The 19,519-nt window shown below is 67.6% G+C and carries 18 protein-coding genes; 7 read left to right on the top strand and 11 right to left on the bottom strand.

The genetic code is table 11. The annotated features are described in order from the left end of the window. Positions 1-92: 92 nt before the first annotated feature. The 4 genes from RPR59_RS04130 to RPR59_RS04115 are packed head-to-tail and all read left to right on the top strand — an operon-like array spanning position 93 to position 4,832. Complete coding sequence (locus RPR59_RS04130) at positions 93-1,583, top strand: efflux transporter outer membrane subunit (protein ID WP_313916953.1); 1,491 nt, start codon at positions 93-95, stop codon at positions 1,581-1,583. Further along, positions 1,583-2,881, top strand: a complete 1,299-nt coding sequence (locus RPR59_RS04125; RefSeq protein WP_313916950.1) for an efflux RND transporter periplasmic adaptor subunit — start codon at positions 1,583-1,585, stop codon at positions 2,879-2,881. The genes RPR59_RS04130 and RPR59_RS04125 overlap by 1 nt, the downstream gene beginning before the upstream one ends. Next, a complete protein-coding gene (locus RPR59_RS04120; RefSeq protein ID WP_313916948.1) occupies positions 2,878-3,633 on the top strand; it encodes an ABC transporter ATP-binding protein in 756 nt (251 codons plus the stop codon). The genes RPR59_RS04125 and RPR59_RS04120 overlap by 4 nt, the downstream gene beginning before the upstream one ends. Then, positions 3,633-4,832, top strand: coding sequence for an ABC transporter permease (locus tag RPR59_RS04115; RefSeq protein WP_313916946.1), 1,200 nt, complete (start codon positions 3,633-3,635; stop codon positions 4,830-4,832). Before RPR59_RS04120 ends, RPR59_RS04115 begins: the two co-directional genes overlap by 1 nt. Before the next feature lie 100 nt (positions 4,833-4,932). On the opposite strand, the gene RPR59_RS04110 is transcribed toward RPR59_RS04115, so the two are convergent. Genes RPR59_RS04110 through RPR59_RS04080 form a run of 7 tightly spaced genes read right to left on the bottom strand, consistent with a single transcriptional unit; the run spans position 4,933 to position 13,291 of the window. Next, positions 4,933-5,793, bottom strand: coding sequence for an EamA family transporter (locus RPR59_RS04110; protein ID WP_313916944.1), 861 nt, complete (start codon positions 5,791-5,793; stop codon positions 4,933-4,935). After that, a complete protein-coding gene (locus RPR59_RS04105; RefSeq protein WP_313916942.1) occupies positions 5,786-6,358 on the bottom strand; it encodes a nucleotidyltransferase family protein in 573 nt (190 codons plus the stop codon). Before RPR59_RS04105 ends, RPR59_RS04110 begins: the two co-directional genes overlap by 8 nt. Beyond that, complete coding sequence (locus tag RPR59_RS04100) at positions 6,345-7,265, bottom strand: XdhC family protein (RefSeq protein WP_313916940.1); 921 nt, start codon at positions 7,263-7,265, stop codon at positions 6,345-6,347. The genes RPR59_RS04105 and RPR59_RS04100 overlap by 14 nt, the downstream gene beginning before the upstream one ends. Positions 7,266-7,316: 51 nt before the next feature. After that, entirely contained in the window at positions 7,317-9,533 is a 2,217-nt protein-coding gene (locus tag RPR59_RS04095) for a xanthine dehydrogenase family protein molybdopterin-binding subunit (RefSeq protein WP_313916938.1), read from the bottom strand. A gap of 58 nt (positions 9,534-9,591) precedes the next feature. After that, positions 9,592-11,814: a xanthine dehydrogenase family protein molybdopterin-binding subunit gene (locus tag RPR59_RS04090; protein ID WP_313916936.1), complete on the bottom strand. Its 2,223-nt coding sequence runs from the start codon at positions 11,812-11,814 to the stop codon at positions 9,592-9,594. Then, the gene (locus RPR59_RS04085; RefSeq protein ID WP_313916934.1) at positions 11,811-12,794 is read right to left on the bottom strand and encodes an FAD binding domain-containing protein; all 984 of its coding nucleotides are present in this window, start codon (positions 12,792-12,794) and stop codon (positions 11,811-11,813) included. Before RPR59_RS04085 ends, RPR59_RS04090 begins: the two co-directional genes overlap by 4 nt. Next, on the bottom strand, positions 12,791-13,291 hold the full coding sequence (locus tag RPR59_RS04080; protein ID WP_313916932.1) for a 2Fe-2S iron-sulfur cluster-binding protein: 501 nt from the start codon (positions 13,289-13,291) through the stop codon (positions 12,791-12,793). The genes RPR59_RS04085 and RPR59_RS04080 overlap by 4 nt, the downstream gene beginning before the upstream one ends. 69 nt (positions 13,292-13,360) lie before the next feature. Between RPR59_RS04080 and RPR59_RS04075 the strand changes: the two genes are divergently transcribed. Both RPR59_RS04075 and RPR59_RS04070 read left to right on the top strand, forming a co-directional pair. Further along, positions 13,361-14,488 (top strand): glycerophosphodiester phosphodiesterase, encoded by a 1,128-nt coding sequence (locus tag RPR59_RS04075; protein WP_313916930.1) that lies wholly within the window; start codon positions 13,361-13,363, stop codon positions 14,486-14,488. Next, on the top strand, positions 14,488-14,775 hold the full coding sequence (locus RPR59_RS04070; RefSeq protein ID WP_313916928.1) for a hypothetical protein: 288 nt from the start codon (positions 14,488-14,490) through the stop codon (positions 14,773-14,775). Before RPR59_RS04075 ends, RPR59_RS04070 begins: the two co-directional genes overlap by 1 nt. A 22-nt stretch (positions 14,776-14,797) precedes the next feature. Here the strand turns inward: RPR59_RS04070 and RPR59_RS04065 are convergent, their stop codons facing one another. After that, on the bottom strand, positions 14,798-15,421 hold the full coding sequence (locus tag RPR59_RS04065; protein WP_313916925.1) for a TIGR02117 family protein: 624 nt from the start codon (positions 15,419-15,421) through the stop codon (positions 14,798-14,800). Positions 15,422-15,528: 107 nt separating this feature from the next. On the opposite strand from RPR59_RS04065, the gene phhA reads away from it, so the two are divergent. Then, the gene (gene phhA, locus RPR59_RS04060) at positions 15,529-16,416 is read left to right on the top strand and encodes a phenylalanine 4-monooxygenase (protein ID WP_313916923.1); all 888 of its coding nucleotides are present in this window, start codon (positions 15,529-15,531) and stop codon (positions 16,414-16,416) included. Between the two features lie 3 nt (positions 16,417-16,419). Here phhA and RPR59_RS04055 read toward each other — a convergent pair whose 3' ends face one another. From RPR59_RS04055 to RPR59_RS04045, 3 genes are read right to left on the bottom strand one after another with little or no spacing between them, the layout of a single operon-like run. Next, positions 16,420-17,394 carry a 50S ribosomal protein L11 methyltransferase gene (locus RPR59_RS04055; RefSeq protein WP_313916920.1) on the bottom strand — a complete coding sequence of 325 codons (975 nt, stop codon included), beginning with the start codon at positions 17,392-17,394 and terminating at the stop codon, positions 16,420-16,422. After that, positions 17,384-18,088: an SDR family NAD(P)-dependent oxidoreductase gene (locus tag RPR59_RS04050; RefSeq protein ID WP_313916918.1), complete on the bottom strand. Its 705-nt coding sequence runs from the start codon at positions 18,086-18,088 to the stop codon at positions 17,384-17,386. Before RPR59_RS04050 ends, RPR59_RS04055 begins: the two co-directional genes overlap by 11 nt. Before the next feature lie 49 nt (positions 18,089-18,137). Continuing rightward, a complete protein-coding gene (locus RPR59_RS04045; RefSeq protein WP_313916916.1) occupies positions 18,138-19,514 on the bottom strand; it encodes a methyl-accepting chemotaxis protein in 1,377 nt (458 codons plus the stop codon). Positions 19,515-19,519 lie beyond the last annotated feature (5 nt).

Below are 19,519 nucleotides of genomic sequence, written 5' to 3'. Positions count from 1 at the left end.
GCATCGTTCGAACACATGGCTTCGGCCCGGTGATACATTCTACGACAAATCTATCATGGACAATGCGTGTTAGCCGGATAGAACAGGCGGCAATGAAACGCCTGCGTTCTCCAATTATGCCGCTCGGCCTCGGTCTGCTCGTTGCCGGTTGCGCGGCCGGGCCGGACTATCGCCAACCGCCGCAATCCACCCTCGGCGTGCCCGACAGCTATTCGGTCGAAGCCGAACCGGCGCAGGCGGCGGACCTTACCCGCTGGTGGACGAATTTCGACGATCCGCTGCTCCAGTCGCTCGTCGCCTCGGCCGGGGACGGCAATCTCGACGTCGCCCAGGCGGTGACGCGGTTGCGCCAGGCGCGCGCGGCCCTGGTGTCCTCACGCGCGGCGCTGCTCCCTAGCCTGAGCGTCAGCGGCAACTATTCGCGAAACGAGAATATCGCCGGCGGCACCAGTACCTATACCCTTCCCGACGGCACGGTGACGACGATTTCGCGCGGCAGCGGCGACAGCTTCTCGCTCGGTGCGGATGCGAGCTATCAGGCCGATATCTTCGGCGGCAACCGTCGCGCGGTCGAGGCCAGCCGGGCCGATCTGGAGGCCAGCGGCTTCGATGTGGCGAGCGTGCTGATCTCCGTCGAGGGCGAGATCGCGCGCAACTATGTGCTTGCCAGGCTTTATCAGGCGCAACTGGCCAATGCGCGCCAGGCGCTCGCGATCCAGGACGACAATCTGGAAATCGCCGGATTCCGCGTCCAGGCGGGCCTTGTCTCGTCCGTCGACCAGGAACAGGCGCGGCAGCAACGGGCGCAGACGGCCGCCACCATCCCGTCGCTGGAAAACAGCTATAACCAGGCGGTATCGCGCCTTGGCGTGCTGACCGGCCGGCCGCCCGGCGCGCTCAAGCAGGAAATGGCGGAAAAGAAGCCGATTCCGACCGGCCCCGGCACCGTGGCGGTGGGTATCCCGGCCGAGTTGCTGCGCCGCCGGCCGGATATCCGCCAGGCCGAGCGCAACCTCGCCGCAGCGACGGCGCGCATCGGAGTGGCGGCGGCGCAACTCTATCCCGCCCTGAACCTGGGCGGCAGCATCGACACCAACGCGACCTCGTTCACCGATCTGACCGAAATCATCACCGGCAACGTCTTCGCCCGGATCGCACAGACCCTTTTCGACGGCGGACGCCTGCGGGCACAGGTCCGCTCCAACGAAGCGGCGGCGCAGGGCGCGTTCTACAATTACAAGCAGACGGTGCTGACCGGCCTCGAGGATGTCGAGACCGCCGTGGTGGCGCTGCGCACCGCCCGCGAGCGCGAGGAGCAATATACCATCGCGCTGGACGCGGCGAACAACGCCGCCATTCTTGCGCGCAGCCAGTACCGCGCCGGCCTCACCGATTTCACCACGCTCAACCAGGCCGAAAGCGCGCTCCTGAACGCCGCCAACAGCCTGTCGCAGGCGCGGGCGGACAAGGCGAACGCGCTGATCCAGCTATACGGCGCCCTTGGCGGCGGCTGGGGCGAGGTCGTCCCCACCCCGGACCTGCCGCCCGCCTCCTTTACCGAAACAACCCTCCAGGACCGCTGATGCCCGATCAGGAAACCGAACAGCTCGACGAATTCCTCGGCGCGAAGCCCCGGCCCAGGTGGCGCCTCTGGCTGAAATGGGGCGCCATCGTCGTCGGCGTGCTCCTGCTGGGGCTGCTCGTTTCCCACTGCGTGAACAGCGGCGGCGCAACCGGCTATATCACCCAGCCGGTGAAGAAAGGCTCGCTCGACATCTCCGTGACGGCGACCGGCAATCTGAAGCCCACCAATCAGGTCCAGGTCGGGTCCGAGGTGTCGGGCCGGATCGACCAGGTGCTGGTCGACGTGAACGATCATGTCACCAGGGGACAGCGGCTCGCAGTCATCAACACCGATGTCATCAACGACCAGATCACCCAGTCGCGCGCCAACCTGAATGCCGCCCAGGCACGCGTGGAGCAGGCACAGGCGACCTTGCAGCAGGATCAGGCGTCGCTGGAACGCCTGCGCGAGGTACAGAAGCTGTCCGGCGGCCGCGTGCCGGCCAAGACCGAGATGGAAACGGCGGTCGCCAATGTCGCGCGCGACAAGGCGCAGGTCCGCTCGGCCCAGGCCGATGTCGCGGCGGCCGAGGCGCAGCTTTCGTCCAACCTCACCAATCGTTCGCGCGCCGTGATCGTGTCGCCCATCACCGGCGTGGTGCTGGCGCGCGAGGTCGAACCCGGCCAGACGGTCGCAGCCTCCTTCAACACGCCGACGCTGTTCGTCCTGGCCCAGGACCTCAGCCAGATGCAGCTCGAAGTGTCGATTGATGAGGCCGATGTCGGCCAGGTCGAGGCCGGGCAGAAAGCGACCTTCACCGTCGATGCCTATCCCGGACGGCAATTCCCCGCCACCATCAGCCGCGTCGATCTCGCCTCCAACACCACGGCCGATACGTCGTCCAGCACTACGACGACGACCGCGACCAATTCCGTGGTGTCGTACAAGGCGGTGCTGGACGTGCAGAACCCGGACGGGCTGCTGCGACCGGGCATGACGGCAACCGCCACGATCCGGACCGAACAGACGGGGCAGCACCTGCTGGTGCCGAACGGTGCGCTGCGCTTCGAACCATCGGCCGGCGGTGCCGGCGGCGGCGGCGCCTTCGGCCCGCAGCGGTTCGGTCTCGACCAGAACCAGCAGGCGACCATCGGGGTCGGCAGCAAGCAGACGGTCTATCGCGTCGGACCCGAGGGTAAGCCGCAGGCAATCTCGGTCGTGACCGGAGCCAGCGACGGGCAGCAGACGATCGTGGAATCCGACGATCTGCGCGCCGGCATGAAGGTCATCACCGGCAAGAAAGCCGCCGGCAGTTGACCGACGCCCCGCTCATCCGCCTCCGGGGCATCACCAAGACGTTCGGAACCGGCAGCGCCGCCTTCCGCGCGTTGAAGGGCGTCGATCTCGACATCGCGCGCGGTGATTTCATGGCGGTGATGGGGCCTTCGGGTTCGGGAAAATCGACGACGATGAACATGCTCGGCTGCCTCGACGTGCCGACGAGCGGCAAATTCCTGTTCCGCGGCGTCGAGGTGCAGGCGCTGAACCGCGACGAGCGATCGCTGCTGCGGCGCAGATATCTCGGCTTCGTCTTCCAGGGCTTCAACCTGCTGGCGCGGACCAGCGCGCTGGAGAATGTCGAATTGCCGCTGCTCTATCGCGGCGAGAAGAAGGCGGACCGGCGCGAAGCCGCGCTCGATGCGCTCGACAAGGTCGGCCTGAAGCCCTGGGCCGATCACACGCCGGCCGAGCTTTCGGGCGGTCAGCAACAGCGCGTGGCGATCGCGCGCGCCATCGTCACCAATCCCGACGTGCTGCTCGCCGACGAACCGACCGGCAATCTCGACACGGAACGCTCGGTCGAGATCATGCAGTTGCTGACGCAGCTCAACCGCGAAAGCGGCATCACCGTCCTGATGGTGACGCACGAATTGGAAATGGCCGCCTTTGCGCGGACCATCGTTCATTTCCGCGACGGGCTGGTGGAGCGCGTCGAGCGCGGCCACCGGTCGGGTGAGCCGGTCGACGGCGTGGCGCCGCCGATCGTCCCGGACGAAAGGGCGAACTGATGTTCGGAACCACGCTCGTCCTCGCCTTTCGAGAGATTCGGCGGCACCTGATGCGCTCGTTCCTGACGACGCTGGGCATCATCATCGGCGTCGCCGCCGTCATCACCATGGTGACGCTCGGCAACGGCGTGTCGGCCCAGGTCAAACAGCAGATCTCCTCGCTGGGAAGCAATGTCCTGATGGTGTTTCCCGTGCGCGGCGACCGCGCCTACAGCCGGCCCTTTCACGAAGACGACGTGCGCGCGATCGGGCAACAGATCGCCGGCGTCGAACAAGCAGCCGGCGAGGTGGAAACGAGCGCCACGGCGATCCACAACGGGCAGAACTGGTCGACCACCGTCAACGGCGCCAACAACGATTTCATGCAGGCGCGCAACATGGAGGTCGACACCGGCCGGCGCTTCACCGAACGCGAGCAGGCGGCGGGCGAAAGCGTCTGCATCATCGGCCCCAAGGTCCTCGACAACATCTTTCCCGCCGAGGCCGATCCGCTGGGCGAGCGGCTGCGTCTGAACGACGTTTCCTGCACCGTGGTCGGCACCCTGAAGTCGCGCGGGCTGGGCGGTGGCGGCGGCCGCGACGAGGATAACGTCGTCATCATGCCGCTGAAGACGGTGCAGCGCCGCTTCACCGGGTCGCGCGACATCCAGTTCATGGTGATTTCCTATGACGACCGCTATGACAGCAAGGTGATCCAAAGCTCGCTGATCGACCTGCTGCGCGAGCGGCGCCGGCTGCAGGGGTCGGCGGAAAACGACTTCAACATCATCGACACCGCCGAGATCGCGGCGACGGCGGCGCAGTCGACGGCGTTCATCACCGCGTTCCTGGCCGCCGTCGGCGCCATCTCGCTGATCGTCGGCGGCGTCGGCATTATGAACATCATGCTGGTGTCGGTGACCGAACGCACGCGCGAGATCGGCATCCGCCTCGCCATCGGCGCATTGGCGCGCGAGGTGCGGATGCAGTTCCTGACCGAAGCGGTGGTGCTGTGCTGTCTGGGCGGCGTTGTCGGCGTCCTGCTGGCCCTGGGGCTTTCCATCATCATCACCGGGGCGATGGGCGTGCCGTTCACCTTCGATCCCGTTATCAACATCATCGCGTTCGGCGTATCGGCCCTGATCGGCGTGATCTTCGGCTATTTCCCCGCCCAGCGCGCGGCCGCGCTCGACCCGATCGAGGCGCTGCGGCACGAATAGGCACGGCGATTCCATTCCTCCCCCACAGGGGGAGGGAGACCATGCGCAGCATGATGGACGGGTATCGCCGGTCGCCCGGTTGTTCGTCCGGCGTTCCCCCTCACCCGCCGAACTGCAGCAGCACCAGCCCCGCCGCCAGCGCGAGCGCAGCGACCATTCGGCGCGCGCCGAAGCCTTCGCGCAGCCATAGCGCGCCCATCACCGCCGCCCACACCACCGATGTCTCACGCAGCGCCGAAACCTTCGCCGTCTCGACGAAAGAAAAGGCGAAGAGCGCCGCGCCGAAGGACAGGATCGACAGCGCCCCCGCCGCCGCGCCGTAGCGCCATTTCGCGGCGATCGTCGCGGCGAGCGCGCGGCGGCGCAGCGTGACGGCGGCGATCGTCACGCAGATCCAGTCGAACAGGAACAGCCAGACGATATAGGTTACGGGCGCCGGCGCAGTGCGCACGCCCCAGGCATCGGTCGTGTTGTAGAGCGCGATCCCGCCCGCCGTCGCCAGCGCCCAGCCGAGCGCCGCCCTGTCCGGATGGGCGCGCAGGCCGGCCCCACCGGGCGGCAGGGCGAAGATCACCACCGCGATGGCCGCGATGCCGAGCCCGACCCATTCGAGCGTGCTGAGCGCCTCGCCCAGCACCAGTCCCGCGACGATGGCGGTGACGAGCGGCGAACCGCCGCGCATGACCGGAAAGACGAGCGACAACTCGCCGCGGCCGAGCGCCTGGATCAGACAGCATTGATAGAGGAAATGCGCCGGGATCGCGAAGGCCAGGACATGGAAGGTCGCCGCGTCGGGCGCGGGCACGACAAAGGCGAAGGGCAGCAGCAGCGCCGCCGCGCTCATCGACAGGATCGACCGGCTGACGAGGATGTCGCTCCCCATCTTCACCGCCAGATTGGCGAAGGCGAGCGTTACCGCCGAGGCAAGGCCGAGCAGGACGCCCGCAAGCGCGCTATGCATCCTTCAGCCGCGCGAAATCCTCCGGCGTGTCGATGTCGATCAGTTCGCGCGGGGAGGTCACGACATGATGGCCCGCGCGGATCAGATCGCGCGCGCCCTGGTCGCCCGTCTGCGACAGCAGCGCGCCGAAATGGTCGCGGCCGAACAGCGCGGGCGGGCGGGGGATGGTGCCGTCACTCGATGCGATCACGGTGTCGGGTCCCCTGGCATAATCGAGCAGCCGCCAGACATGCGTCGCCGTGACCCGCGGCATGTCGGCGAGCGCGATCAGCACCGCTGTCGCGTCGGTCTCCATCGCCCGCTCGACCCCGAGGCGCAGCGAACGCGCCATGCCGGTCTCCGGCCGCTCGTTCAGGACGACCTGATAGCCGCAGGTGGCAAGGTCGAGCGCCGTGTCCGACACCACGCCGATCCGCGCCGCGAACGGAATCGCTTCCAACGCGGTGACGACATGCAGGCCGAGCGGACGACCGAGATAGTCGATGGTCAGCTTGTCGGTATCGCCGAACCGCTCCGACCGCCCGGCCGCGAGCAGGACGAGCGCGGTATCCTCAGCCGCGATCATGGAAGGCCTTGACCATGCCGGCGGCGATCGACAGCGCAATTTCGGCCGGGCCGATCGCGCCGATGGCGATGCCGGCGGGGCCGTCGATGCGGTCGAGATCGGCTTCGGCGAAGCCCGCTTCGGCCAGCCGCTCGCGTCGCGCGGCGTGGCTCTTGCGCGACCCGAGCGCGGCGACATAGCCCGTCGGCCGCTTCAGCGCCTCGATCAGCGCGGGATCGTCGATCTTGGTATCGTGGCTGAGCGTCACGACCGCCGCTGCCGGGCCGGGATCATAGGCCGCCACCGCCTCATCGGGCCAGCGATCGTCCAGCGTGACGCCGGGAAAGCGCTCCTCGGTGAGGAAACGCCCGCGCGGGTCGATGACGGTGGTGGCGATGCCGAGTTCGCGCGCCAGCCCGGCAAGCGCCTGCGCGATCTGCACCGCACCGATGATGAGCAGCCGGCGCGGCGGATCGTAGCGGTTGACGAAGGCGGCGCCCTCGATCGGGCGCAGGCTCGACTGCCCGCTGTCGAGATCGGTGACGACGTCGAGCGACCGGCCCGCCTCGCGCGCCTCGCGGATGCGGTCGAACAACTCGGGGTCGAACCCTTCCGCCGAGACTGGCTGGATCATCACCGAGATCTGTCCGCCGCACGGCAATCCCACCTCCCAGGCGGCGGCGTCGGCGACGCCATATTCCTTGAGCTGGAACGGTGCGCCGGCGGTCACCTCGGCCGCGGTTGCGAGGATGTCGGTCTCCACGCACCCGCCCGACACCGACCCCTCGAACCGTCCATCCTGATGGACGAGCATGTGGCTGCCGCGCGGCCGCGGCGCCGACCCCCAAGTGGACACGACGGTGGCCAGCGCCATCGGCGCGCCTTGCCACGCCCTTGCGGCAGCGAGGACGGAATCGTTATCGGCCATTTGCGCACCTCTCTCCCGTGCTCCTGCGCAGGAGCACGGCTGCAGTCTCGCTCATAGCGCCGGCAATCCTTCCAGCAGCTTGTCGAGCGTCACGGGAAAGTCGCGCACCCGCACGCCGGTCGCATTGTAGATCGCGTTCGCCACAGCCGCGCCCGAACCCGAATTGCCGAGTTCGCCCACCCCCTTCGCCCCCGCCTCATTGGCGAGATCGTCGATTTCCTCGATGAAGCGCACCTCGATCGGCGGCGCGTCGGCGTGCGCGGCGACGTGATATTCGGCGAAATCGGGATTGACGAACTGGCCCGTGCGGTGATCGATGACGCCGTCCTCGTGGAGCATCGAGCCGAGCCCCCAGATCATTCCGCCCAGAAGCTGACTGCGCGCCGTCTTGCGGTTCAGCACCCGGCCGACGTCGAACACGCCGAGCATCCGGCGCGCGCGCACCTCGCCGGTCACGGCATTCACCGCAACCTCGGCGAAGTGCGCGCCGTAGGAGGAGGAGACGTGCGCCTGGCTGTGCTCGCCCGCTTTGGCATGTCCCTCGGCCTCGATCGGTTCGCCGCCGAGGATTTCGCTCAGCGGCACGCGGCGGTTCTCGGCGATGGCGTGGCCGTCCTGCAGCGTCAGGTTCTCGCGCCCCGCGCCCATCTTCGCGGCGATGGCCTGCGCGATGCGTTCGCAGGCGAGCGCGGCGGCAGAGGTCGAGCTGCCGGCGCCGAACGAGCCGCCCGAGCCCGCGCTTGCCGGCAGGTCGCTGTCGCCGATCTCGACCGTGACCCGCTCCTGCGGCAAGCCCAGCGCCTCGGCGACGATCTGCATCAGGATCGTATAGGTGCCGGTGCCGATATCGGTCATGTCGGTTGCGATGGTGGCGTTGCCATCGGGCTCCAGCCGTACGGTCGCGCGCGCCTCGACCGTGAAATTGCCGCGCACGGCCGCCGCCATGCCCATACCGATCAGCCAGTCGCCCTCGCGCATCTGCGCCGGCTTCGGGTTGCGCTGGTCCCAGCCGAACATTCTGGCGCCCTCGTCATAGCATTGCAGCAGCTTGCGCGTGCCGAACGGCTTGCCGTTGGAAGGGCTGACCCGCGGCTCGTTCCGCCGGCGGAATTCGATGGGATCGAGGCCGAGCCGCTCGGCCGCCTCGTCCATCGCCACTTCGATCGCCATCGTCCCCGATGCCTCGCCCGGCGAACGCACCGCGCCCGACGTCGGATGACTGGCGCGCGACAGGCTGGTCGTCAGCGACCGCGCATCGCCGGCATAGAGGTGGATGGTGCCGAAATGCACCGGCTCGACGAAGTTGCGCCCGTCGCGCTGCACGGTGGCGCTGTTGTGCCCGAGCGCGAGGATATGCCCGTCCTTGTCGGTGGCGATGCGGACGCGCTGGCGCGTCGCGGGGCGGTGGTGGACGCCGTACGCGATCTGGCGGCGCGACTGGACGACCTTGACCGGACGCCCGGTTTCGCACGCGGCGATCGCGGCATAGACGGCGTCGCCGCCGACCGAGGTCTTGCCGCCGAACCCGCCGCCGACAAAGGGCGCGAAGGTACGCACCCGATCCGCGTCTATCCCGAGCGCCGACGCGATCGCCCTCGCCGAACCCGCCATCGACTGCAGGCTCGAATGGATCACCAGATCGTCGCCGCGCCAGAGGGCGAGCGTCGCATGCGGCTCCATCGCGGCGGGGAAATGGATCGGCGTGGTGAAGGTCTCGTCATAGCGGAAGGCGGCCGCGTCCCAGGCCGCATCGAAGTCGCCCTTGGCGATCGGGGGGACGAAGGCGGTAGCGGGGGTTTCCTCGTCCGGGGCCGCAAGATCGGGATCGAAACGACCTTCGCCTGGTGCATAACGGACCGCCACTTTCGCAGCCCCCTCGCACGCCGCCTCCCAGCTTTCGGCGACGACCACGCCGATCGCCTGGCCGAAGAAGCGGATGTCCCGACCGAGCCGCCATGCGTCCGGCGCCTGCATCGACGTGACCATGTCGGCGGGAAAGCGCGGATCATCGGTGATCACCCGCACCACGCCGGGCACGGCTTCGGCGGCGCCCGTGTCGATCTGCTCGACCGTGCCCGTGCCGACCGTCGCGGTGACGATACAGCCATAAAGGGGGTCGTCCGCCGGCGCCTCGAAGGCGTAGCGCGCTTCGCCGGTCACCTTGGCCGGGCCGTCGGTGCGGTCGATACCCTTGCCGAGCACGTTCTGCACCGCGCGGTCGAGCACCGTCAGCCGCTCGCGCGTCGGCCGCGCCTCCTGATCCGCCATCACGCCTGCCTTCCGCCGCCAAAGCCCGGCGTTCATCTAGGAACGCCGCCCCCGCGGTTCAAACCGGCGGCAGCGCATCGAGCAGCTTGTCCGGCGTTACCGGATAATCGCGCACCCGCTTGCCGGTCGCATTGTAGATCGCGTTGACCACCGCCGCGCCCGCGCCGGAGATGCCGAGTTCGCCAATCCCCTTCGACCCCAGCGGATTGGCGTCGGGATCGCGCTCGGGCAGGAACGCCACCTCGATCTGCGGCACGTCGGCATTGGTCGCGACATGATATTCGGCCAGGTCGCGGTTCACCACTTTGCCGTTGCGCGCGTCATGGACCAGTTCCTCGGTCAGCGCCGCGCCGATCCCGAAGACGATGCCGCCGAGGCATTGCGAACGCGCCGTTTTCTCGTTGAGGATGCGCCCCGCCGCGAAGGTCGACAGCCAGCGGCGCACGCGCACCTCGCCGGTCACCGCATTTACCGCGACTTCGCAGAAATGCGCGCCGTAGGAGGCCTGCGTCGCCTTCTTTTCCATCTCGCCGGGCTCGATCCTGCCGTGCGCGTCGAGGCCGTGGCCGATGAGCTGCTCGATCGGCACGCGGCGGTTGTGCGCCACCGCCTCGCCGTCCTTCAGCGTCAAATCCTTTTCGTCGCAGTCCATCGCCTCGGCGAGATTTCGCCGCAATGCCTGACAGGCGAGATAGACCGACGATCCGCTCGATCCGGCGCCGAACGACCCGCCCGAGCCCGCGCCGGGCGGAAAGCGGTTGTCGCCCAGCCGCACGTCGACCCGGTCGGCGGGCAGGCCCAGCATCTCGCCGGCGATTTGGGTGAGGATGGTATAGGTGCCGGTGCCGATATCGGTCATGTCGGTTTCGACCACCGCGACCCCCTGCGGCGTCAGCGCGACGCGCGCCTCGGACGGCATCAGCATGTTGGAACGGCAGCACGCGGCCATGCCGTGCCCGATCAACCACTCGCCATCGCGGCGGTCGCCGGGCGTCCGGTTGCGCTCGGCCCAGCCGAAGCGCGCAGCGCCCTCGTCCAGGCACTGCGTGAACTTGCGCGTCGAATAGGGGATATTCTTTTCCGGGTCGGCCTGCGGATCATTGCGTTTGCGCAACTCTACGGGATCGAGACCGATCGCCTCCGCCAACTCGTCCATCGCGCATTCGAGGGCGAGCATCCCCGCCGCTTCGCCCGGCGCACGCATCGATCCCGACAGCAGCCGGTTCATGCGGACAATGTCGTGCGTAATCCGCCGGTTCGCGCCGCCATAAAGGAAATGCGTGCCGATGCCAGCCGGCTCGAAGAAATCCTCGCGCGGCAGGTTGCTGCAGATCGTTTCGTGCCCGATCGCGTTCAGCCGCCCCTCGGCATCGGCGCCCAGGCGAATGCGCTGGTGCGTGTTGGAGCGGCGCACGGTGGCGTCGAACACCTGCTGGCGCGTCATCACCGCCTTGACCGGCCGGCCGAGCTTCTTCGCCGCCAGCGCCGCCGCCACCGATTCGGGTGCGATGCCGAGCTTCGACCCGAAGCCACCGCCGACATAGGCGGATATGATCCGCACCTGCTCGACGGGAAGGTCGAGCGCATCGGCAAGCTGCTGCCGGTCCGATGCCGGCATCTGATACGCCCCGTAGAGCGTCAGCCCGTCTTCGTCCCAGCAGGCGGTGGAGGCGTGCGGCTCCATCGCCGCGCTGTTCTGGCTGGGTGTGGTCCATACCGCATCGACCCTGTGCGGCGCCTCCGCCATCGCCTTGTCCAGGTCGCCCTGGTCGAAATGTGCGGGCGCGACGCCGTCCTCGGGCTGCTCCGCTTCGTCCAGGCGTCCGTCGAAATCGAACCGCCCCTCGCCCGGCTCGAACGACACGCGCACGGCCTCACCCGCATCGCGCGCCGCCTCGTAGCTTTCGGCGACGACGATCGCGACCGGCTCGCCGAAATAGGCGACCTCGCGCACGCCCTGTTCGGGCGCTTCGGTGTCGTTGCCCTGCGCCGGATTGCGGATGAAACACGCATAATCGGTGATGACGTCGAGCACGCCGGGCAGGCGGCGTGCGGCGTCGGCATCGATATCGGTGATCCGGCCGCAGGCGAAGGGCGCGCGGACGAGATAGCCGTAGCTGAGATTGTCGAGCGCATATTCGGCGGCATAGGTCGCCTTGCCGGCGACCTTTTTCGGCCCGTCGACACGGTCGAGCGCCTTGCCGATGACGCCCTGCGCGCCGCGGTCGAGCACGCTGTTCTCGACCGGCGCATCCATTGTGAGCGCGTTGGTGTCGGTCATTGCGCATCCTCCGTCAGATCGCGCAGGCACGCGATCAGCGTGCGGCGGGCGAGCGGGATCTTGAAATCGTTGGCACCGTACCCCTTGGCATCGGCGAGCAGCGCATCGGCCGCCGCGTCGAACGCCTCCTTGCCCGGCGCCTGGCCGATCAGTGCCTGTTCGACGGCTTCGTCGCGCCACGGCATCGGTCCGAGCCCACCGAAGGCGAGCTGCGCAGCGGCGATCTTTCCGTCCTCGACCGCGACAATGCCGGCGACCGAGACGAGCGCGAAGGCATAAGAGGCGCGGTCGCGCACCTTGCGATAGAGCTGCTTGCCCCTGGGCGGCGCGGGCAGCTCGACATGGGTGATGAGTTCGCCCGGCTCCAGCACCGTCTCGATATGCGGCGTGTCGCCGGGCAGGCGGTAGAAATCGTGGATCGAAATGCGCCGCTTGTCGCCGTCGGGCTTGAGCGTGACGATCACCGCATCCAGCGCACGCATCGCCACCGGCATGTCGCCGGGATGCGTCGCGATGCACGCGTCCGAGGTGCCCAGGATCGCGTGGATTCGGTTGAAGCCGTCCTTCGCCGGGCAGCCGCTTCCGGGGTCGCGCTTGTTGCAGGGAACCGCGGTGTCGTAGAAATAATAGCAGCGCGTCCGCTGGAGCAGGTTGCCGCCCGTCGACGCCTTGTTGCGGAGCTGTCCGGAAGCACCGGCGAGCAGCGCGCGCGACAGCACGGGATAATGCTGCACCACCTTCGGGTGCGCCGCGAGGTCGGCATTGGGCACGAGCGCACCGATGCGCAGGCCGCCCTCGTTCGTATCTTCGACCGCGTCCAGGTCGAGCCGGCTGATATCGACCAGCTTTTCGGGCGTTTCGACCTGCAGCTTCATCAGATCGAGCAGGTTGGTGCCGCCGGCGATGAATCGGACCTTGTCGCCGCTTTCCCGTGTCGCGGCCTCGGGGCTGTCGGCGCGGGCATAGTCGAACGTCTTCATGCCTTTTCTCCGGCGACTTCGCGAATGGCGTCGACGATGTTGGGATAGGCCGAGCAGCGGCACAGATTGCCGCTCATCCGCTCCGAAATCTCGGCATCGGTCAACTCGACCTCGCCTTCCAGCCGCTCGCTGACATGGCTGGGCCAGCCCTTCTCCGCCTCGGCAAACATGCCGACGGCCGAGCAGATCTGCCCCGGCGTGCAATAGCCGCACTGGAAACCGTCATGGCGGACGAACGCCGCCTGCAGCGGGTGAAGGTCGTCGGGCGTGCCGAGCCCCTCGATGGTGGTGATCTCGTCGCCCTCGTGCATCACCGCGAGCGTCAGGCAGGAATTGATCCGCCTGCCGTTCACCAGCACCGTGCACGCACCGCACTGGCCATGGTCGCAGCCTTTTTTGGAGCCCGTCAGGTGCAGATGCTCGCGCAGCAGGTCGAGCAGCGAGGTGCGGATGTCGGCGTCCGCTTCATAATTCTGACCATTGATCGTGAAACGCATGGATGGATCGCCCTTGTTTCGTCGCTAGGCTAACGCGCGGCATCCAATCGGTTTCCGGAGGCGACAAAAATGAATCGACGCATCGCAAACTGGCGGCGCCGGGGTCCGGCGGTCGCGTTCGCGGCGCTTGCGGCGATATTCGCGACCTCGCGTTCGCGCGCCGAACGGTCCGAACCGCTTTCCGCCAAGCCGCTGTCGCCGCCGATCGTCATCGCCCATCGCGGCGCCAGCGGCGAGCGGCCCGAACATACGCTGGCATCCTATGAACGCGCCATCGAGCAGGGCGCCGATTTCATCGAGCCCGATCTCGTGCTGACGAAGGACGACGTCTTCGTCGCGCGGCACGAAAACAATATCGCCGACACCACCGATGTCGCCGAGCATCCCGAATTCGCCGATCGCAGGACGACCAGGACGGTCGACGGCGAGCAGGTGACCGGCTGGTTCACCGAGGATTTCACGCTGGCCGAACTGAAGACGCTGCGCGCGAAGGAGCGGCTGCCGCTGCTGCGGCCGGACAACACAGAATATGACGGCCGCTACGAAATCCCGACGCTCGACGAGGTGATCGCCCTCGCCAAGCGCGCTTCGGCGGAGACCGGCCGGACGATCGGCATCTATCCCGAAACCAAGCATCCCGGCTATTTTGCCTCGATCGGCCAGCCGATGGAACGGCGGCTGGTCGCGACGTTGAAGGCCGCCGGATGGGACAGCGCCGAAGCGCCGGTGTTCATTCAGTCGTTCGAGGTCGCGAATCTGAAGCGGCTGCACGCGATGACCGATGTTCGCCTGATCCAGCTTCTGAACGACAAGGGCGGTCCGGCCGACGACAGCGGCCTCAGCTATGCCGGGATGACGACACCGGCGGGATTGAAGCAGATCGCCACCTATGCCTGGGGGATCGGTCCGAACAAGGACATGATCGCCGTCGGCGACAGGCCGGCGACCCTGCTGGTGCGCGACGCGCACGCGGTGGGGCTTCGCGTTCACCCCTGGACTTTCCGCGCCGAGAACTATTTTCTCCCGCGCTCCAGCCGCACAGGGCTCGATCCGCGAAGGCACGGTCGGATGGACGCGTTGATCCGTCGGCAGCTCGCGCTTGGAATCGATGGCTTTTTCACCGACTTTCCTGTAATCGGCGTGGCCGTGCGCGACATGGCCTCGAACCTCGTCGTCGCACCGGGAAGGGAATTGTGATGCGTAACCGACTGATTGCCGCCGTCGTCCTTGCCCTGCCGGTCCTGAGTGGCGGCTGCGTCGCAAAAACGGCCTGGAACGTGGCCACGGCGCCGGTGAAAGCGGCCGGCCAGGTGGCAGACTGGAGCACCACCAGCCAGGACGAGGCCGACCGCAATTACGGCCGCGAAATGCGCGAGAAGGAAGCGCGAGAGGGCCGTGAACGGCGCAAATACCAGGAATATTGCGAGGACCACCCCGATTGCGGTCCCTATACCGGCTACCGCGCCAGCCAGGACGACGACTGAGCGGCTCGGGCGGCCGCGGCCATCATCGCAGCCACCACATGACGGTGTCGGAAAAGGGCGTCCACCAGCCCGTTCGCACGCCGGCGCGGCGCAAGGCGCGGCCCGTCCATTCGTTACAGGTATGCACCGCGTCGTAATGGCCGCGGGCGTCGTAGAAGGCGTCGTGCGGACCGTAGCCCCTTACGCTGCCGGCCCGGCCGTCGGCGCCGACGCGAAAGCTCGCCCGGACATAGCGGACCAACCGGCGATATTCGTCGGGGCGCAGGGTCAGTGCGCGGATATCGGGCCCGGCCAGGGGGCGCGGCACATGCTCCACGTGCAGCACGGTGTCGTCGCTGCCGGTCGCCGCGCGCAGCACGGTCGCGAGATCGAGATCGCTCCAGGTCGGCGTACCGACATAGAATGCGCGGTCCCCCCAGCCGAAGGCGACATAAGGATGCGCCGCATAGCGGGGATCGGCGAGATCTTCCGGCCGCAGCAGGTCGCGCCAGTCGTTGCCGCCGGCCGTGACCGGCAGGACGATATCGGTATGGATGCCGTTATCGGCGACATAGACGCGGATTCCGCGCTCGGGCGCTACCCGGCCGGTGTTGACGGGGATCGCTCCTCCGACCAGTCCGGCCAGGCCGTAGGCTAGGCATAGCATCGCCAGACCCGCAAGTGCGGTCAGAAGCGCTCGAACGGCCCGCCGTCGGTATCGGCGCGCGTGCATGACATTTCCCGCCGTCATGCAAATCATGCTAAGGTATCGCCATGAACGAAGAAACACACGCATTCGATACGCCGCCCGAAGGAGCCAATCCGGACTGGACCATTCCGCAGGACTGGAGCCGGTACAGCGGCGAGGAACACGGAGTCTGGGACACGCTGTTCGAGCGTCAGGCGAAGCTGCTTCCCGGTCGCGCGTCAGAGGCCTATCTGCGCGGGCTCGACGTGCTGAAACTGTCGAAGCCCGGCATTCCCGATTTCGAGGAACTGTCGGAGCGGTTGATGAAGCTGACGGGATGGCAGGTGGTGGCCGTTCCCGGCCTCGTGCCTGACGACGTCTTCTTCGACCACATGGCCAACCGCCGCTTCGTGGCGGGAAACTTCATCCGCAAGCCGGACCAGCTCGATTATCTGGAAGAACCCGATGTCTTCCACGACGTGTTCGGCCATGTGCCGATGCTCGCCGATCCGCGCTTCGCCGACTATCTGGAGGCCTATGGCCGCGGCGGCCTGCGCGCGCTGGATCTCGGCGCGCTGAAACAGCTCGCCAGGCTGTACTGGTACACGGTCGAGTTCGGATTGATCGAGGAGGAAGCCGGCCTGCGTATCTATGGCTCGGGAATCGTGTCGAGCTATTCGGAAAGCCGGTTCGCATTGGATGATCCCAGTCCCAACCGCATTCGGTTCGATCTGAAGCGGGTGATGCGCACCGAATACCGGATCGACGATTTCCAGCAGAATTATTTCGTCATCGACAGCTTCGACGAGTTGCTGCGCGCCACGACGGAAACCGATTTCGCGCCACTTTACGAGGAAATCCTGCAGCAGCCGGACATCCCGATCGCCGAGATCGTGCCGGGCGACAACGTCGTCACCCACGGGACGCAGGATTATGCCAGGCGCAAGGCGGCCGGCGAAGCGGAGATCGCCTGAGCGCTACCAGCTCCCGAAATCGGCGGTCGCGCCGGTTTGCGTCGCGCGCCGCCGGTGCGACCGACGGTGTGCGGCGCGGCGCTTGACCAGGCGCAATGTCGGCCACTCGCCATGAATACGGCCAGCAACGCGCAATCCCTGCCGGCGATAGGCGCGCGCAACTCCGGCGCGCTGTCGTTCGAGCAAGCCTGCCAGCACCAGTACGCCGCCGGGCGCCAGCGCATCCGCAATTGCGGGCGCGAGGTCGATCAACGGTCCGGCCAGGATGTTGGCGAGGACAAGATCATACGGTCCGCGCGTGCGGAGAAGGCGATGCTCCAGCCCCGGTGCGGCGGCCAGGCTGAGCGCCCCCGGCCCCCGGCCCAGCCGCACCGCGTTCACAGCGGCATTTTCCCGCACCACCTCGATCGCACGCGGGTCGATGTCGGACGCCGTCGCACGCGCCGCCGGCCACAGGTGCATCGCGGCGAAGGCGAGCAGCCCCGTGCCGGTGCCGAGATCGAGGATGTTGCCAAAATGCCGGCCCGAAAGCTTCAGTCGATCGAGCGTCATCAGGCAGCCGCTGGTGGTATCGTGCTGGCCGGTGCCGAACGCCGTGCTCGCCTCGATCCGGAACGCCTTCGCGCCGTCCGGCACGTCGCCGCGATTGTTTTCGGTATGTACATAGAAGCGGCCGGCATGGACCGGCTCCAATCCCTGCTGGCTGAGCGTCAGCCAATCCTGATCGGGAATATATTCGGGTTCTATGTCCAATGCCGCCGCGCCGGGGACGAGCGCCCGGATCGCCGCCACGGTCATGGCATCCGGCTCGGCGTCGAAAAACGCCTCGAGCTGCCAGGCGCCGTCATCGTCCGCGACCCGCTCGCTGGTCATCAGCACCGGCGGCGGCTCGAGCATTGCCAGCGCCTCGTCCTCGACATCGATCGCTTCCGCCTCCGCCCGGGTACAGGGCAGGACCAGCTTCCAGCTATCGGACAAAACTCGCTCCGTTGGCGTCGATAACGGCGCCGGTCATCGAATCGGGGGCCTCCAGCGCCAGAAAGCGGGCGATGGTGGCGATCTCCGCAACGTCGGCGACGCGGCCGAGCGGAATGTCGGCAAGCAGCTTCTCGCCGCCCCGGCTTTCGAGATATTCGTCCGCCATGCCCGTCATCACATAGCCCGGACAGATGGCGAAGGCGAGAATCCCCTCGCCCGAATAGGCCCGCGCGATGGTCTTGGTCATCGCGACCATGCCGGCCTTTGACGCCGCATAATGCCAGTGTGCCGGGCTGTCGCCGCGATAGGCGGCGCGCGACGCCACGTTGACGATGCGCCCGGTCGTCCCCTGCTGCTGCCAGTGGCGGACGGCCAGGCGGCAGAGCTGCGCCGAGGCGGTCAGGTTGACCTGCATTGTCCGTTCCCAGTCCGCCACCCAGTCGGCATGCGGCTGGTCGAGCGGTGACGGCTCGAAGATGCCGGCATTGTTGATCAGCACGTCGATCCGCCCGCCGAGCCTCTCCAGCGCGCGTTCCCACAAGGATTCCGGTGCGCCGGCGTCGGTGAAGTCGGCGGCGATGCCGCTGTTGGTGCCGTGGCCGACAAGACGGATATGCTCTTCGTCGAGCGCCTCGGCGATGCCGGCGCCGATACCCCGGCTGCTGCCGGTCAACAGGATGTGCTTCTGGATCATGGCGCCCGTCGTTACGCCCAAAGCGGGTGCGACGAAAGGGCGTAAGGGTTCAGGCCGCGACCCGCTCGGCAAAGTCCTCGGCCGCGCCCTTCAACTGGACCAGGCGCTCGCGTACCTCGGCGAATTCACGCTCCAGCAGATCGACCTCGCAGGTCACGCTCTCGGTATCCTCGCGGATCGCGGCGATGGTGGACGACATGGTGTCGGCGGCCAATGCCGTTTCGTCCACGGCCGATGTGATCGCCGTGACCGTCTGGGCCTGCGCCTCCATCGCGGCGCGAATGCGCTGCGCCGAATCCTGAACCTCACCGACCGTGGAGCAGACCGAAGCGCTGCTCGTCACCATGGCGCCGGTCGCCTGCTGGATCGCGGCGATCTTGGTCGCGATGTCATCGGTGGCGCGCGCCGTCTGGTTGGCGAGGCTCTTCACCTCCTGCGCCACCACCGCGAAGCCGCGGCCGGCATCGCCGGCACGCGCCGCCTCGATCGTGGCGTTCAGCGCCAGCAGATTGGTCTGGCCGGCAATGTCGCGGATCAGCCCCAGGATCGATTCGATCGACTTGGCATGACTGCTGAGCGATCCCGAGATCTCGACCGCCGCACCGGCCTGTTCCGTTGCCCGCACGGTGATGGCGGTCGCCGCCGCCACCTCGCCGCGGGCATCCTCGATGGCGCGGATCAGGCCGGCCGCGGTCTGCGCCGCCTCGCGCATCGCCACCGCAGACTGTTCGGCCGCCGCCGCGACCTCGCCCGTCTTGCCCAGCATGCCGCGCGCAGAGGTCGACGCCGTCTGCGCCTGCACGCGAATGCGATCGCCCAGGCTCGATGTCCCCGCGATCGATTCGGCGATCGTCCCGCGGAATTTTTCCGATCGTTCGCGGCGCTCGGCATCGCTTTGCGCGGCGTCCAGCGCGCCGAGATGCGACGCCATCACATCCGCCTCGATCAGGGCGATACGCTGCACCACGTCCGTCAGCCGCGCCAGCCGGTCGCCATCGCCGCCGATCTGCTTCGCGATCGAGCGAAGCACCAGACTGTGGGCATAGCCGAGCGCCGACAGCAGGGTGTGCAGCGGAATGCCCGATCGCTGCGATTCGACGGCATGCCGAATCGCGTGGCGCATCCATTCGTCGTCGGCCGGCGCTTCGTACCGCATCCTGGTATAGCGCGCGCTGGCCGCGACTCGCTTGTTCAAACGTTCGTCGGTGAACAGGTGCCGGATATGCGCGGTCGGCGGCAGCGACAGATATTGTCGCCAGAATGCGCGCGCGATGTCTTCGTAGCATCCGTTCAGGAGTTCGGCGACCTCGCGGCAGCCGGCAACGATCGCTCCGTCCCAGTCATAGTCCGCCAGGCGTTCGGCCATCGACCGGTCAGTGCCGATCCAATGCCCCGACGCAGTATCCCCGCCCTGCTCCATCGCCATCCTTT

This window comes from Stakelama saccharophila, assembly GCF_032229225.1.
Lineage (GTDB): Bacteria > Pseudomonadota > Alphaproteobacteria > Sphingomonadales > Sphingomonadaceae > Sphingomonas > Sphingomonas saccharophila.
This window is presented reverse-complemented; position numbering and strand designations above follow the sequence as displayed.